The sequence below is a fragment of the Microbulbifer sp. CNSA002 genome (genome assembly GCF_047324085.1).
Classification (GTDB): domain Bacteria; phylum Pseudomonadota; class Gammaproteobacteria; order Pseudomonadales; family Cellvibrionaceae; genus Microbulbifer.
On sequence record NZ_CP172449.1, the window covers coordinates 2184832 to 2200071 of the forward strand.

General features: G+C 52.1%; 11 protein-coding genes. 4 read left to right on the forward strand and 7 right to left on the reverse strand.

The window, feature by feature from the left end; all coding sequences use genetic code 11:
* The first annotated feature begins 210 nt into the window (after positions 1-210).
* Complete coding sequence (locus ACG1BZ_RS09865) at positions 211-1974, forward strand: DUF885 domain-containing protein (protein ID WP_413665470.1); 1764 nt, start codon at positions 211-213, stop codon at positions 1972-1974.
* A gap of 590 nt (positions 1975-2564) precedes the next feature.
* Here ACG1BZ_RS09865 and ACG1BZ_RS09870 read toward each other — a convergent pair.
* The 6 genes from ACG1BZ_RS09870 to ACG1BZ_RS09895 all read right to left on the reverse strand — a co-directional run bounded on the left by ACG1BZ_RS09870 (position 2565) and on the right by ACG1BZ_RS09895 (position 10325).
* A complete protein-coding gene (locus ACG1BZ_RS09870; protein ID WP_413665471.1) occupies positions 2565-3728 on the reverse strand; it encodes an acyl-CoA dehydrogenase family protein in 1164 nt (387 codons plus the stop codon).
* An 11-nt stretch (positions 3729-3739) separates the two neighbouring features.
* Positions 3740-5764, reverse strand: coding sequence for an acetyl/propionyl/methylcrotonyl-CoA carboxylase subunit alpha (locus ACG1BZ_RS09875; RefSeq protein ID WP_413665472.1), 2025 nt, complete (start codon positions 5762-5764; stop codon positions 3740-3742).
* Positions 5764-6567, reverse strand: a complete 804-nt coding sequence (locus ACG1BZ_RS09880) for an enoyl-CoA hydratase/isomerase family protein (protein ID WP_413665473.1) — start codon at positions 6565-6567, stop codon at positions 5764-5766. Before ACG1BZ_RS09880 ends, ACG1BZ_RS09875 begins: the two co-directional genes overlap by 1 nt.
* A gap of 9 nt (positions 6568-6576) precedes the next feature.
* Positions 6577-7743 carry an acyl-CoA dehydrogenase family protein gene (locus ACG1BZ_RS09885; RefSeq protein ID WP_413665474.1) on the reverse strand — a complete coding sequence of 389 codons (1167 nt, stop codon included), beginning with the start codon at positions 7741-7743 and terminating at the stop codon, positions 6577-6579.
* An 81-nt stretch (positions 7744-7824) separates the two neighbouring features.
* Positions 7825-9432, reverse strand: a complete 1608-nt coding sequence (locus tag ACG1BZ_RS09890; protein WP_413665475.1) for an acyl-CoA carboxylase subunit beta — start codon at positions 9430-9432, stop codon at positions 7825-7827.
* Positions 9432-10325 carry an SDR family oxidoreductase gene (locus ACG1BZ_RS09895; protein WP_413665476.1) on the reverse strand — a complete coding sequence of 298 codons (894 nt, stop codon included), beginning with the start codon at positions 10323-10325 and terminating at the stop codon, positions 9432-9434. The genes ACG1BZ_RS09890 and ACG1BZ_RS09895 overlap by 1 nt, the downstream gene beginning before the upstream one ends.
* Positions 10326-10527: 202 nt before the next feature.
* Between ACG1BZ_RS09895 and ACG1BZ_RS09900 the strand changes: the two genes are divergently transcribed.
* Both ACG1BZ_RS09900 and ACG1BZ_RS09905 read left to right on the forward strand, forming a co-directional pair.
* A complete protein-coding gene (locus ACG1BZ_RS09900; RefSeq protein ID WP_413665477.1) occupies positions 10528-11172 on the forward strand; it encodes a TetR/AcrR family transcriptional regulator in 645 nt (214 codons plus the stop codon).
* Between the two features lie 183 nt (positions 11173-11355).
* On the forward strand, positions 11356-13899 hold the full coding sequence (locus ACG1BZ_RS09905; protein ID WP_413665478.1) for a hypothetical protein: 2544 nt from the start codon (positions 11356-11358) through the stop codon (positions 13897-13899).
* On the opposite strand, the gene yciH is transcribed toward ACG1BZ_RS09905, so the two are convergent.
* Positions 13896-14219, reverse strand: a complete 324-nt coding sequence (gene yciH / locus ACG1BZ_RS09910) for a stress response translation initiation inhibitor YciH (protein ID WP_413665479.1) — start codon at positions 14217-14219, stop codon at positions 13896-13898. The two genes, ACG1BZ_RS09905 and yciH, sit on opposite strands and share 4 nt — an antisense overlap.
* A gap of 166 nt (positions 14220-14385) precedes the next feature.
* Here yciH and ACG1BZ_RS09915 point away from each other — a divergent pair, with 166 nt between their 5' ends.
* Entirely contained in the window at positions 14386-15219 is an 834-nt protein-coding gene (locus ACG1BZ_RS09915) for an ion transporter (protein ID WP_413665480.1), read from the forward strand.
* Positions 15220-15240 lie beyond the last annotated feature (21 nt).

The following is a 15240-nucleotide window of genomic DNA, read 5'->3' on the forward strand; positions in this document are numbered from 1 at the left end:
AGTTGCTAGCGCTTGTTACTTGTGACTCTGTCAATTAAACGAGTTCCGCGCTCTATCTCTGGGATTTATCTATAAATATCCTCGCTTCGCCGATATTCCGCATTTGAGGTGTTGAAACTCATTTTGTTACAGTGCCTACTATAAAACAGGAAGTTGAAGTTTTCTTTATAGAAACCTTTTTAATGAGTTTTATGTTGCGGTCTTATAAGAATGATTAATGTAAAAAGAGCGGGTTTAGGTGTATTGGTAGTTTCATCGGTCCTAATGGGGTGCTCAGTTACTGATAACCAAACTGATGTGGCCGGTAGGGAAGCTATTGACAACTCGGCGCTACTCCATGATCTAGCGGATCAATATGCTGAAGCTTATTTAGAAAACTTCCAGCCGTACGCTTACTTCTCAGATATGGAGCTGGACAGGCACAACCTTTTTTTAAGTAACTCCCCCAGTAACGCTGCTTCTCTAGCGGCATCTGAGGACAGAATACTCAATAAATTGGCAGAGATAGATCTTGATGGTCTAAAAAGTGATCAAGAGAAGGTATTCTACTTCAAACTGAAAGAGCGACTAGAGTCCAATGTTGGCCTAAGGGTGTGTAAGACTGAACTCTGGTCTGTTGATCATATGTTTGGCCCTCATATCATTCTTGGCTTTTTGACTGAGGTACAGCCGGTTGAAACAGCCCAAGAAAAGGCAGATGCGATTGAACGTTGGCTTGACGCGGCTCGTTACTATGAGCAAGAAATAGCCAATCTCCGCCGGGGGTTAGAGCAAGGTTACTCCGCACCTCAGAGTGTGGTTAAGCGAGTCATTCAGCAAGTTGGTGGCTTGACCCAAGTACCTATCGATGAGCACCCGTTCTTGGGGTTAGCGAAGAAAGCTGGGGACCCTGAGTTTGAAGCTGCATTTAAACAGGTGCTTTCAGATCACGTTATCCCCTCAATGGAGAATTACAAGAATTTTCTAGAGTCTGCCTATTTACCTGAAGCCAGAGCCGAGCTTGGTATCCATGCGATTCCTAATGGCCGTGAATGTTATATGGCTCAGTATCGTTCTTATACGACTTTGCAGAGAACACCAGAAGAAGTTTTTGAGTTGGGTTTAAGTGCTGTCAACTCAAACAAGAGCGAAGTGGTTCGCTTAGGCAAGGAGTTCTATCAAGTAGATTCCTATTCTGAGGCAGTGGCAAGGGCCAGTGAGGATAAAACTCAGAAATTTAATAGCGCTGATGAAATGCATCAGTTTTATGAGCGCCTGGTAGATAAGTCTAGAGATTTAACCGTTGACTTCTTCCATGAAATGCCTTTGATCGAAATGGAAGTAAAAGCTATCCCTGAGCATGAACAGGGATCAGGTCGCAGCGCACACTATATTCCGGGCACCAAGGAGCGCAAGGCGAGATTTGGATATGATCCGACAACTTACAAGGATGAGTCTTACGCTTCTGCAGAGAAGGTTACTATCCACGAAGGGTACCCGGGCCATCATATGCAAATTGCTCTCGTACAAGAGCAAGAAAAGTTTCACAAAATAGAAGATGCTTTGTCTAACTCTGCTTTTGCTGAAGGTTGGGGTAGGTACTCTGAACATCTAGCGGAGGAAGCGGGAATGTATCAGTATGGGTCAACCAAGATCCTAAGGAGAGCATGGCCTGCGCGAGGTATGGTAGCGGACACCGCAATGCATGTACTCGGTTGGAGTGATGAAAAGGTTGCGGAGTTTTTGCAGGATTCTGGCGCTTCATTTGCAAAAGGCCCGAGGACTCTGATGGACCGAATGGCGGTTATGCCTGCGCAGCTTACCTCTTATGATTCTGGTGCCCTCGAGATTTTCGCCTTGCGAGAACTGATGCAAAATGAACTTGGTGAAGACTTCGATATTAAGGACTTCCATGAAATCATTCTGAGAAATGGCAATGTTCCTATGGCCGTACTAAGTGAGCAGGTAAGGGATTTCATTCAGGACAAGAAGTAAGGGTAGCTGCATTTAAGTCTGATCTCGGGCTCGTGTTATTGCGAGCCTGAGCTACACAGTTGGGTACCAATTAATTTTTGAGTAAGTGTCAGCGCTATATAAGTTGGTTTCCCGAATTGGGCTATGTTTAACTTTTTTACTATAGTGGTTTTTTCCTTCCCAGTTACGATTTTAATCAGTCACCTAAAGTTATCTGATCTGATTAAGTACCAATTTGAGAGGTACCATGAAAAATGGCTTAGGGATGGAAGTCCGATGGCTTTGTTTTTCAAACCGAGGGGTTCTTCCTTTTATGCCTTTCATACTGTATGTAACAGGTTGGCTCGAGGGGAGAGGCCGGATTGGATCTTTGGTGATCCTTATGCAGAAATACTATTTGGGAAAGTGAATTTTTGGGATGAATTTTCTAAATATCACACAATTCTCTTCACTATCTCTATATTTTTATTCCTCTAGTAGTTGTTAAGATGGTTATAAAGTGGGTAGTTAATTGTTCTCTTAAGAAGTTGCTGCTGCTTGAGTCAAAGTAACTACCCCAAATAAAGCTTCGTAATTATTAATATGAATGTTTTCAGGGGGTCTTACACTTACTAAATCCCCATTTGCCTGGACGCTAGATCCCGCATTATTTCTTCAGATCCGCCACCAATCGCATTCACCCGCACTTCACGATATATACGCTCAACACGGCTGCCGCGCATATAGCCTGCGCCGCCCAACACCTGCATAGCCTCCCGAGCGCAGAACTCAAGGGTTTCTGTGGCTTGGACTTTGAGTAGTGCGATATCCGCTACTTTGAGCTGATGTTGTTGCTCTGCCCAGGCACAGAGGTCCAGATAGGCTTGGGTGGCATTGATGCGTTGAAGCATCTGGGCAAATTTGTGTCGAATCACCTGGTGATTGGCGAGACGCTTTCCGAAAGTTTGGCGCTCCTGGGCCCACTCAATGGCATCCTGCAAGCAGACCCGGCTGAATTCTACACAGGAAGCGGCAATGCCCAGGCGCTCGCGATTGAAGTTGTGCACTATGGGCAAGAAACCTTGGTTCTCACCGCCAATTAGATTACTCGCGGGCACGCGCACCTGATCAAAAAAGATACTGGCCGTATCAGAACACCACCAGCCCTGCTTTTTATCGAGAAGCTGCCTGCTAACGCCTTCGGCATCCGCAGGGATTAAGAGCAGGGAGATACCGCCGAAGCCTTCCTCGCCAGTGCGCACCGCAGTAGTAAACCAGTTAGCGCGCATACCGCCGGTGATATAGGTCTTTTCGCCGGTAACGATATAGTCATCCCCATCACGCTCTGCGCGGCACTGGAGATTGGCTACATCGGAGCCTGCGCCTGGTTCGGTAACAGCCAGGGAAATATGCTTTTCGCCACGTAATACCGAGGGAATAACCTGATCTTTTAGGGCCTCGCTGCCATAGTGCAGTAATGGGGGCAGGGCAATGCCGTGGACCATCAGGCTGGCGTAGAGGCCACCAGCGCCGGGGCGGGCTAACTCCTCTGCGGCAACAATCATATGGAAGACATCGGTTTCGATGCCGCCGTAGTTTTCCGGGTAACTCATCTGTAGAAGGCCAACTTCTGCGGCTTTTTTCCAAAGCTCGGCGGGTAGTTGGCCATCTTCGTCCCATTGAGTGATGTAGGGAGTAATCTCGCGGTCGACAAAGCGGCGCAACTGGGTGCGCCATTCCTGATGGCCTTCGTCACAGAAGGGGCTTGCCATACGGGAGGCATCAATATCGTACATGCTGATCTCCTTTAGGAAGTAGCGTCGCTGGGGATTTTGGCGGTTTCCGTGGGAGCGGCTTCGATCTGAACTAACAGCTGGCCACCGCGTACCTGGTCTCCTTCACAGGCGCCCAGTTTAATTACGGTACCGTCACGGTCTGCGCGCAGGGCGTGCTCCATTTTCATGGCTTCCATTAAGGCGATAGTGTCTCCCCGCTGAACGCTTTGATTGGGCTCAACCAATACCTGCACCAGGCAACCGTCCATAGGAGCCGTGATGCGGCCACTGCCTTCGTTAAGGCTCAATTTGGCCGGGGCGTGGGTGATATCGACAAAATGAAATTGCCTGCCGTCTAACAGGACATACAGATTACTTTGGTTGGCTAGGAACAGTCTCTTTTGGCTAACGCCATCCAGCAGGAGTTCAGCACTATAAACTCCACTTTCTTTTTTTGATTTCTCAAAATGGACCCACTGAATCAGGAACTGTTGGTCGCCTACTGAGATTTGATAAGAATTATCTACTAACGCCAGCAGCTCACAGTTTAGGGTTTGTCCTGAAATTTCCAGTCGGTAGTTGATCGGCACGCTGTTGTCGCCACTGCGCCAGTCACTGCGGCCGCTACGCTGATCCTGAGGGTTGGCTTGGTGCAAGTGATTAAGTAATGTGGCTTGGGCTGCAATTACTGCTGGAACTGGTTCTGCGGATGTCAGCGTGCTTTTTTGGTCGAGAAAACTGGTATCGGCATCGCCAGAGATAAACTGTGATTCGGCCAGGATCTTCTGCAGGAAATGGATATTGTTTTTGGGGCCGATAAATTCCAGCCGGGTCAGGGCTTGGGTTAGCTTGCGCCGAGCTTCTTCTCGATCCTGCCCCCAGGCAATTAATTTGCCGAGCATGGGGTCGTAAAATGGCGTAATTTCACAACCATTTTTCAATGCGTGGTCGATACGGATTCCTTGTCCCTTTGGCGCTACCCAGTGGAGTACTTTTCCGGCCTGGGGCAGGAATTGTTGTTCCGGGTCTTCGGCATACAGGCGGACTTCAATGGCGTGCCCCTGCTGGGTGACTCTCTGCTGGGAAACGCACAGGGCTTCGCCGCGTGCTACTGCCAGTTGCCAAGCTACCAGGTCAAAACCGGTTACCATTTCTGTTACCGGGTGCTCCACTTGCAACCGGGTGTTCATTTCCAGGAAATAGAACTCGCCGTTGGGGCAGAGTAGAAACTCAACGGTGCCCGCGCCTAGATAACCGCAGGCTCGCGCGGCGTCGACTGCGGCTTGCCCCATTCTTTCCCGCAGCTGGGTGTCGACCGCAGGGGAAGGGCACTCTTCGACCACTTTTTGATGGCGTCGTTGTACGGAGCAATCTCGCTCCCCCAGGTGAATACAGTTGCCGTGACGATCCGCAAACACCTGGATTTCGATATGGCGAGCGTTGACCAGTGCCTTTTCCAGAATTAACTCGTCGCTGCCAAATGCACTCATGGATTCACTGCGGGCGGCGCGTAACTGGGAGGCCAGCTCGTTGTCTCCGTGAGCCAGGCGCATGCCGCGCCCACCACCGCCTGCGGCGGCTTTGATCATTAATGGGAAGCCAATGCGCCGCGCCTCGGCGATCAGGGTGTCGTCGTCCTGGGCACCCTGGAAGCCGGGAATACAGGGTACGCCGGCTGCGGCAACAAACTCCTTGGCTTTGCGTTTGTTGCCCATCAGTTCTATGACTTCGGCACTCGGGCCAACAAAACTCAGTCCACTCTCTTCGCAAGCGCTGGCAAATTCCGCATTCTCAGCGAGAAAGCCGTAGCCGGGGTGGATGGCGGTGGCTCCGGATTTTTTAGCCGCGTCGAGAATTTTTTGGATATCCAGATAGGACTCCGCCGAAGTCTGCCCGCCAATGGCTACGGCGATATCGGCAGCTTGTGGGTGAAGTGCATCGCAGTCCGCATCGCTGTAGACGGCGACTGTGCGATAGCCTTCCGCCTGAGCAGTACGCATAATTCGCAGTGCGATCTCGCCGCGATTGGCGATTAACAGGGTCTCTGTTGTCGACATCAGTGCTGCCACTCCGGTGATCGTTTTTCCAGAAATGCACGGGCGCCTTCGCGCCCTTCATGGCCTTGAATTGCGCGGGAAAACTGTTGCGCAGCGCCGTCGAGCAGTTGGCTGAGGGCAGTCTCATCACTCACCCGCGCCGCATCCAGCAAGATTTGCTTGGTCGTTGCCAGAGCGCCGGGAGCGCAGGCATTGATCGCGCCCAGGTGTTCCTGCAGCGCGCCTTCAAGGGCTTCGGAATTATCGAGTAACTGATGGATTAACCCAATTTCCAAGGCCTGCTGTGCATTGACTTTTGCTCCGCTGAGGGCCAGGCGCCGGGCCTGGGAGAGGCCGACCCGAGCCACGACAAAGGGTGCAATTTGTGCAGGCGGTAAACCCAGGCGGGTTTCCGGAAGGGCGAAGCGGCAACTGCGATCGGCAATGGCAATATCGGCACTGCAAGCGAGCCCGAAACCACCGCCCATTACGGCACCTTCCAATACGGCAATGACTATTAAAGGGGTGCGATTAAAGCGTTCCATCAGTTCACCGAAACGACGGTTTAGGTGAAAAAACACATCACTATTTCCATCGCTCGCGCCCTGCTGAGCATTGAGCATATCGGCAATATCGCCACCGGCGCAGAAGTTGTGTTCTGCACCCCGCAGTACCAACGCTCGCACCTGCGGATCTTCTTCCGCTTCTGCGAGTTTTTGCAGAAGCTCATCTACCATTTGCAAACTGATGGCGTTGCGCTGCTGCGGGCGATTTAGCGTGAGATAGCGGGCGATGCCGATGGTTTCATCAATAATTGTCTCCATGGCCTGACCTCACGCGGTGGGTTTGCGTTTGCTGGGCAGTATGCCCATCAGCTTACAGATAATGCCGAGCATTACTTCATCTGCACCGCCGCCGATAGCGGTGAGACGGCTATCCCGGTAAGCGCGGTTGATTACAGTCTCCTCGATATAGCCCATGCCACCCCAGAACTGCAGGCACTGATCGGGAATAGAGCGGGACAGGCGACCAGCCTTGAGCTTGGCCATTGAAGCAAGGGTAGTGACATCTTCACCTGCCACATAAGCTTCCACCGCGCGCCAGGTTAGAGAGCGCAGGCATTCCACTTCGGTCTGCATTTCTGCGAGGGCAAAGTGGATAGTTTGATTGTCGATCAATGGTGCTTTAAAGGCATGGCGTTCGCGCACATAGTCGATGGTGCTGGTTACACAGTGCTCCAGGCCTTTTAAGTTCAGCGCGGCGCCGGCGAGGCGTTCTTCCTGGAACTGAAGCATCTGCAATAGGAATCCGGCACCTTCATCGCCGATACGGAAATGTTTGGGCACCCGTACATTGTCAAAAAAGATGGGAGCGGTTTCCGATGAGCGCATGCCTAATTTGTCGAGTTTTTCGCCGATGCGTACACCAGGCGTTTTCGCCGGAATAATGACCAGGGATTTGTTGCTATGGGCTTTGCCCTCACTGGTATTGACCAGGGTGCAGAAAAAATCGGCGCAGGGGGCGTTGGTGATCCACATCTTGCTGCCGTTAATCACATAGTCGTCGCCATCGCTCTTGGCGGTGGTCTTAATCGAAGCAACATCGGAACCGGCGCCGGGTTCGGAAACGGCAATTGCACCGATCATCTCGCCACTCACAGCGGGAATCAGGAACTGTTCTTTCAAATCCTGGCTGCCAAAATTAGCCAGGGCCGGGGTGCACATGGAGGTTTGTACTGAAATTGACAGGGGTACACCACCACAGTGAGCGCTGCCCAGCTCTTCCAGGAAAACGGTTTCGTAACTGAAGTCGAGACCCAGGCCACCGAAGTCCGTGGACTTACTGATTCCCAGCAGGCCCAGGTTGGCCAGTTGTTGGAAAATTTCGTGGATAGGAAAGCGGCCGGCCTTTTCCCATTCCGCCACATTGGGATTGATTTCCTGCTGTACAAAGTTTTGTACAGTGCGCTGCAGTTCCCGGTGTTGATCGCTAAATATCATTATTGTTTTCCCTGCCTTGAAGTGTGAACCCGGTGATTGTGTTAATGGGCAACCGCACTTCCTTGTTGCCCCGGTTTTTCGTTAGAACCTAGCTACGCCAAAGGTATTTTTATTGAGTTTTCTCTGCTCGGCCTCATTGCAAATTTCTAGCAACATGCCTAAAAGTTTGCGTGTATCGCGGGGATCGATAATGCCGTCATCCCAGAGGCGTGCACTGCAGGCGAGAGCATCGGAATTGCCATGCATAAATGCGCTGGTGTCATTTTCCAATTTGTCCAATACAGTCTCATCCACATTGCCACTGCGTTGCATTTTTTGCTCGGTGACGATGCGCATTACCTTGCCGGCCTGGGCTGCGCCCATAACTGCGGTGCGGGAATTGGGCCAGGCAAAAATAAAGCGGGGATCGAATCCGCGACCGCACATGGCGTAGTTGCCGGCCCCGTAGGAACCGCCCACGACAATACTGAGTTTTGGTACGCTGGCATTGGCCACGGCCTGAATCATTTTGGCCCCGTGCTTGATGATGCCGTTGCGCTCTACCTCGGTACCCACCATAAAGCCGGTGGTGTTATGTAAAAACAGCAGTGGCGTGCCACTCTGTTCGCACAACTGAATAAACTGCGCGGCCTTGTTGGCCCCCTTGGGGGTGATCGGGCCGTTATTCCCAATAATTCCTACAGGAAAGCCTTCAATACGAATATGGCCACATACGGTTTGTCGATCGAATTCCGGCTTGAAATCCAGCATGGCAGAGCCGTCGGCTAGACGAGCGAGAATTTCGCGCACGTCGTAGGGCTTTTTACTATCTGCTGGAATCAGGCCGAGCAGGTCGTCGATAGGATGCAATGGGTCTCGGTAGTCTTTTTGTACTGAGCTTTTAATGGGTGAGGGTAGGGTGGCAATAATTTCCCTTGCTATGCGGATACCATCGGCGTCGTTCTCAGCTAAGTAATCGCCACTGCCGGATTCGGTACAGTGCATTTCCGCTCCACCGAGGCTTTCCGCATCGGCAATTTCACCGGTGGCTGCTTTCAGTAGCGGCGGCCCAGCCAGATACATACCGGTTTGCCCGCGTACCATGACCACATAATCTGACAGGCCTGGCTGGTAAGCACCGCCAGCAGTAGCGCCGCCATGTACCACGGTTACTTGCGGAATACCGGCAGCGGACATTCGAGCCTGGTTAGCAAATCCGCGTCCACCGGGAGCGAAAGTGTCGCTGGCATACATCAGGTTGGCACCACCACTTTGTGCCAGGGCGACAATCGGCAAATGATTCTCCAGAGCGATCCTCTGCATCCGCAGGGCTTTATCCATCCCAGCTGGTGAGATGGTGCCACCTTTTACGGCATAGTTATCCACCCGAACCATGCAGCGTTGTCCGCTGACCTGGCCAATGCCACAAATGGCTCCGCCACCCGCACCGGTACCATCCTGGTCGTCAAAAAGTTTATAGCCGGCAAGGGAGCACAACTCTACAAAAGGCGCGCCGGGGTCGAGCAATAAATTAAGGCGCTCCCTTGGCAGCAGCCAGCCCCTGTCACGATAGCGCGCAGCCTTACTTTTCTCTGCCTGTACCGGACGTTGCTCAGCTTCACGAAAATGGTTGATCTGTTCCAGCATGGCAGCTTGGTTGTCATTGAACTCTGCCGAGCGGTTGTCGAGCTGGGAATCAATCGGCTGCATTAGAGCTTGCCCTCCGCTTCCAATTCTTCCACTACCTGCGGCCGGCGTTTGCGATGGAATCCGTTGAAGCGTTTAGAGTTACGAGCCGCCTGTGGCTGCCAAAGGGGAGAGTGATGTTTGAGACTCGAGCCACCATCGATACGCAGCGTTTGTCCGGTGATATAGCTGGCGGCATCGGAAAACAGGAAGCACACGGCCCCACTAATTTCCGCTTCCTCTCCCAATCGATAGAGGGGAATACTGTCTCGGAAGCCCGGTAATAGCTCGCGCAGGAATTTGGGGTCGTAAGTATCAAAACCGCTGGAGAGAATATAACCTGGCGCCACGGCGTTGACTCGAACCCCAAAAGGCGCCCACTCTAAGGCGGAGGTTTCGGTAATATTTTCCATGCCTGCTCGAGCGGCACCGGAATGGCCCATCATTGGCATACCGCCGGCGTTATCTGCGGTGATATTTACGATACTGCCGCCGTGCTGTTTCATAGATTGAACAAAAACTTCTCGGGACATTAAAAAGCCACCGAGCAGGTTACTGCGTACAACAGCATCAAAACCTTTTGTGTTGATCTGCTCAAGGGGGGAGGGGAACTGGCCACCGGCATTGTTCACTAATCCGTGAATTTGGCCCCGGGCCTGGACTATTTGCCCCACTGTCTCCTGCACTCCTTCTTCATCGCGGATGTCCAGGCTGAATAAGCTGCACTCGCCAGCATCGTTGTTGATCTCGCCGGCAACCCTTTCCAGCTTGTCCAGTTTGCGCCCGATCAATACTACATGGGCGCCGAGGCTGGCCAGTTCGTGGGCGATGCAGCGTCCAATACCGCTGCCGCCGCCGGTGACGATATAGGTTTGCTCGCTAAAGCTGCCGGAGCGCAGCTGGCTTTGATAGCGCATGAAAGTTTCCTTTTTTACGGCCTTACGGCTTATTCAGTTTTTATTGTTCTTGTCGGCGCTTGCGCCTGCGTGTGGGAAAACGCAGAATGGCTTAACGCTACCAAGCAAGCGCTTGGTATTCAATACTTGGCGCCTATTTGATTAAAAATTCTCAGGGCCGTTAAGATGTTTGACTCAAATTGACCAATATGGGGAGTGGTTCGTGATTGAAAGTGGGCAGGATTTTGTGAGAGTTCCCGAAGAGTTATCGCCGCAGCAGCTGGTAGGTGCTTTGGTGGCAGAGGGAGTGCTAACAGATCCTGAATCTGCCCGTGGACGTTTGCTGAATGCTGCAGCGCGGTTGTTTGAGCAAAAAGGGTTCGCCCGGACAACAGTGCGGGATCTCGCTGCGGAAGTGGGTATTTTGTCTGGCAGTATTTTTCATCATTTCTCCAGTAAGGAGCAGATTCTCTGTGAAGTAATGCGGGAGGTGACGATATTTGCCGGTGCGCGAATGCGAACCGCAGCGGAACAGAGTCGAACACCGCAAGAGAGGCTTCAGGCCTGTATTCAGTGTGAATTAGAGGCTATTCATGGATTGGCAGTACCGGGTTTTTCTATCCTGGTGGTGGAGTGGAGAAGCCTATCCGAAGAGAGTCAGCAGGAGGTTTTACGCTTAAGGGAGGAGTATGAGCAGATATGGCTGGACGCTATTGAGGCCGCCGAGTGTCCCGGTGGTGATCCCGCTCTGGTAAGGCGTTTGCTGGTTGGTGCCTTGAGTCACACATACAGTTGGTATAAGCCGAGAGATAAGGGGTTGTCTATTCCAGATCTGGCGGCGCGTGTTCTAGCGATATTCACTCCCTGAATTCTTCCTAAATTGGCAAAGCGTGCCATAAAAACTGTGAACTTTGCCTTCTTTCCTGCCATTTTTGTTTTTGAACTGGCTTGGTGAGAACTGGTGCGCAACTGATTTTCTCTGAATCTTTTACTCTCCGCGCAAGATGTAATAAATGTGACAATTTGCGTCACTTGGTGACAGGAGAGGGAGATGGCGGGCCAGGATTTGTACCAGGTGGTTTCCACGGGAAGGACACTTCACGCCAAAGAACCGGGTCCGGTTATCCGGGATGTGGCGAAGTTGTTCTCTATCTCGGAGCCCCAGGCGCGCAGGCTGCTACTAAAAGGCTGGGTAATTAAAGATCGGTTGGTTTCTGACCAGGCGCTGGAGTTTCGCACCAGTCTGCAGAAAATTGGCCTGCGAGTGGAGGTTTGTCCGGCGGGACGGTTTGATAACCGCGAGTTGATTGCAAAGATAAAAGTCGCCCAGCGACGCAAGGCCCAGGTCAATGCTGCATCGGTGGATGCGCCGGATAAGGCGCGCGCTGGTACTGATCCTTTTGTTCCTGTTAGCCAGAAAACTCTCGAAGCAGACGAGCCCCAGAAAGTCGTTTCATCCACTCCTGCCGCAGGCAATCCAGCAATAAAGCCGGAAGGCTCCCAGGATTCGGTTGAGTGGTATTTATCTGATGCAGGCCGATTACAGGCTGACAGTGTCACCAGTCAGGGCAAGGCAGTTTGGGGAGTGGTCAAAGCAGTAATCGTGCCTTCAATATTCTGGTTGGTACTGTTCGCTTGTGTTTTCTTCAGTGGATATGCCCTATGGCAAATCCCTATGGCTGTTTGGCAGGGAGAACTTACTTGGGTGGGGGTGTCGCTGAGTATTTTAACCGTACTTCTCGCCCTGCTTGTTGGTCTGCTGTTTGTCTGGCCATTTTTCTGCTTATCCTCCCGTTTGCGAGATTCATCGGAGCCCCGTCAGCTGTTGCCCTCTGAAGGTAAGGAGGCCTTGAAGTTAATTAATTCATTGGTCGATAAGTTAGGGCTGCCAAAGATCAGCCAGGTCTTTGTAAGTGCAGACTCCCATATTCTGTCCCAACCGGGATTTCTCCAGGTTTTTAGGCAGAATTTACCACTTACGGTAGGGCTTGCCAGCGTCGCCTCATTGGACGGAAAGGAGGTCCTGGCACTCGTGGGTAGGGGGCTCGCCTTCTATCGCGGCCGTTTGCTCGGCGCACTTGGTTGGTTAACTTACGGCACTGTGCAGCGATTGGAACTGATGCAGTGGGCTTTTGAAAATGAGCGCAGTGTTGTTAGCCCGGAGAATGCCCCCGGACCACTGGCCGCGCCATTTCACCGTATGCTAGTGACTGGTGGATATATTTTGCTCCCTATCTTGCAGCGCCTGGAGGCACTGCATTGCCGCTTAACCGCAGGCAGCGCCGTAATGCTACAGGAGAGGGCTGACGGTGTTGCGGCGCAGATAATAGGTAGTGATGCTCTGGCAGACTTCGCCAGGAAGTGGCACCGGTTAGTGCACGCAGATCTTTTAGTGGCAGAAATTAATCGCGAAGCCCAGGCGCTGGGACGCAGTTGTGCAAATATTCCCGATGCCGTCCGCTGGATGCAGGAGAACCTGGATGTTGATACCTGCGATGTGGTTGAGGCTGCTATGACACAGGCCAGGGACCCCTGGGATATTCAGCAGGCGATCGACAGTGAATGTGTAACGGTGTTGATTGAGCGGGAATTTGTGGGGCAGGTTAGATCTGCGATACCCCTGCAATCCATGTTTGTGGACTTTGCCGGGCTGGCAACCGCTGTGACGTCTGAAGTTGCTGGCAAAGACTGTGAGATGGTCGAAAACCGACTTTTACTGAGTTCAAGTAAGGAGTCAGAGGAGTCTGCTGAGGTACTGGACGAGTATTTCAATCGCCTGGCGCCCTTGACCCTGATGCCTCTGCGCAGGCCATCCTCTGCGGAAATGCAGGCGCTGGATCTGCAGGGCACTATCGATTGGCTGCGCAGTAAACTGGTGGAGTTGCGTGATTTGCGTGGACGCCGGGAGGACTTGCAGATCAGGGTTTTTACAATGCAGCTGGGAGCGGCGCTGATACGCGGCAAAATCCCTTTTACCGCTGAAGACTTTTGCTTGAAGGGGGCCAGCCTTGCAGGAGCTCAAGAGCAGATCGCTGTTAAGCGCGCTGAACTGGAGGAGTCACACAAGCAATTACAGCAGATTTATGGTGTTTTCTATCAGCGCCTGTGTCTATCCCTGGTAACTATGCCCACGGATCAGCGCCAGACAGCCAGGAACCAGCTGCGCCATTTGGCCGCCTACGATAGCTTGGCACCACATCTGGATCGGCTCGCCGGTTATAGCCACTCGCTGGCAATATTTGCCCAGCACCTATCACCAGAGTTGAATGAAAGGGAACTGCTGCAAAAATATACGGCGCTGTCTTTGCGGGAGATAGATGCCATAGTAGCGGCAGTGGAGAGTTCGGCTCTATTAAGAGAGCAAGGGGTGGCGGTGGCAATAAATTTGAAAGCTCAGGGGGAGCCTTTCAGGCAGCTGCCACAAGGGAGACAGGAAGTGCTGGATTCTCTGCAGGTTATGGAATCGCGTTGCAAACACATTCGCGCTGCGATTCTGGAGCACTATCATATCCAGCTAGCCGCCTTGCTGAGTCAGTGTTTGGAGCGGGAAAAGCAGTTGCAGTTAAAGCCACTGCGACTGCTTAAAGCCGGCTAACCGCCGGCCAGTTTTACCGTGTGGTTGCGAGATTCCAGGAATATTTTGATCTCAGTACGCTTGTCACCCTGAATCTCAATCACCCCATCTTTGAGGGCGCCACCGCAGCCACAGCGCTTCTTGAGCTCTGCCAGGAGCAGCTTGAGTTCGCTGTCAGTGCCTGGCAGCCCGCGCACGCAAGTCACCCCTTTTCCTTTTCGGCCCTTGGTTTCCCTTTGGATTCGAACTATGCCATCTCCATCACGGCGCTTCTCTGTCCTGGATTCCTCTTTAATTCGACCGAGGTCAGTTGAATAGACGAGACGATTCTCCTTAGCCATGATTGGGAATACTCCGTTGGTATTTGCTGAAAATGCCGGGAATTGTGCCCGAGGTGCGCAGGATGTCAAAGCCGCTGTAAACGATGTTGAAAATGGGGCGACCCCTGAAGCCTGAGAGGTTAGAATTTTGCCGCAATATGAAACAGCAGCGTAGTTGAGGTGATAGATGGCGTTGACGGGACGTCGCAAACTGCTCAATGAGGTAATTTTCGGAACCGAGACCCGGGCAGGGCGGAATTTTGATGTTTTTTTGATCTGGGCGATCCTGATCAGCGTGGGTTTGGTGCTCCTGACCTCCATAGGTACGGTGCGCGACCGCTATGAGCACTTACTCATCGGCCTGGAATGGGTATTTACTGGCCTCTTCACCATTGAATATATCGCCCGGATATATTGCACGGTGAATCGCCGCAAATATATTTTCAGTTTCTATGGGATTGTGGATCTGCTCGCAATTCTCCCCAGTTACTTGGCGCTTCTCTATACTGGCGCCACCTATCTTTTGGTGATTCGCCTGTTGAGGGTGCTGCGGATCTTCCGAATCCTGAAGCTGGTTCGCTACTTACGTGATGCCAACGTCTTGTTGCGAGCCCTCGGGCTGGCCCGGCGCAAAATCCTGGTGTTTTACTCCAGTGTTTTGGTTATGTGCATTATTTTTGGTTCCCTGATGTTTGTGGTGGAGGGGCCAGGCCACGGATTTACCAGTATTCCCACGAGTGTTTATTGGGCTATTGTGACCATCACAACCGTTGGTTATGGCGATATCTCTCCGCAAACGCCTTTGGGGCAGGGCATTGCTGCAATGACCATGCTGATTGGTTACTCAATTATTGCAGTGCCTACCGGCATTCTAACGGCGGAATTGGCTGGAGAAATGCATCGGGAGCGAGTGCAACAGCGCTGTGATAACTGCAGCCGTAGTGCCCATGACCCAGATGCGGAATACTGCAAATTCTGCGGCCATCGCCTGGAGGATATGGAAGAGAGCGAAGCGCTGTAAGTTATTCGCCCTTTGTCACCG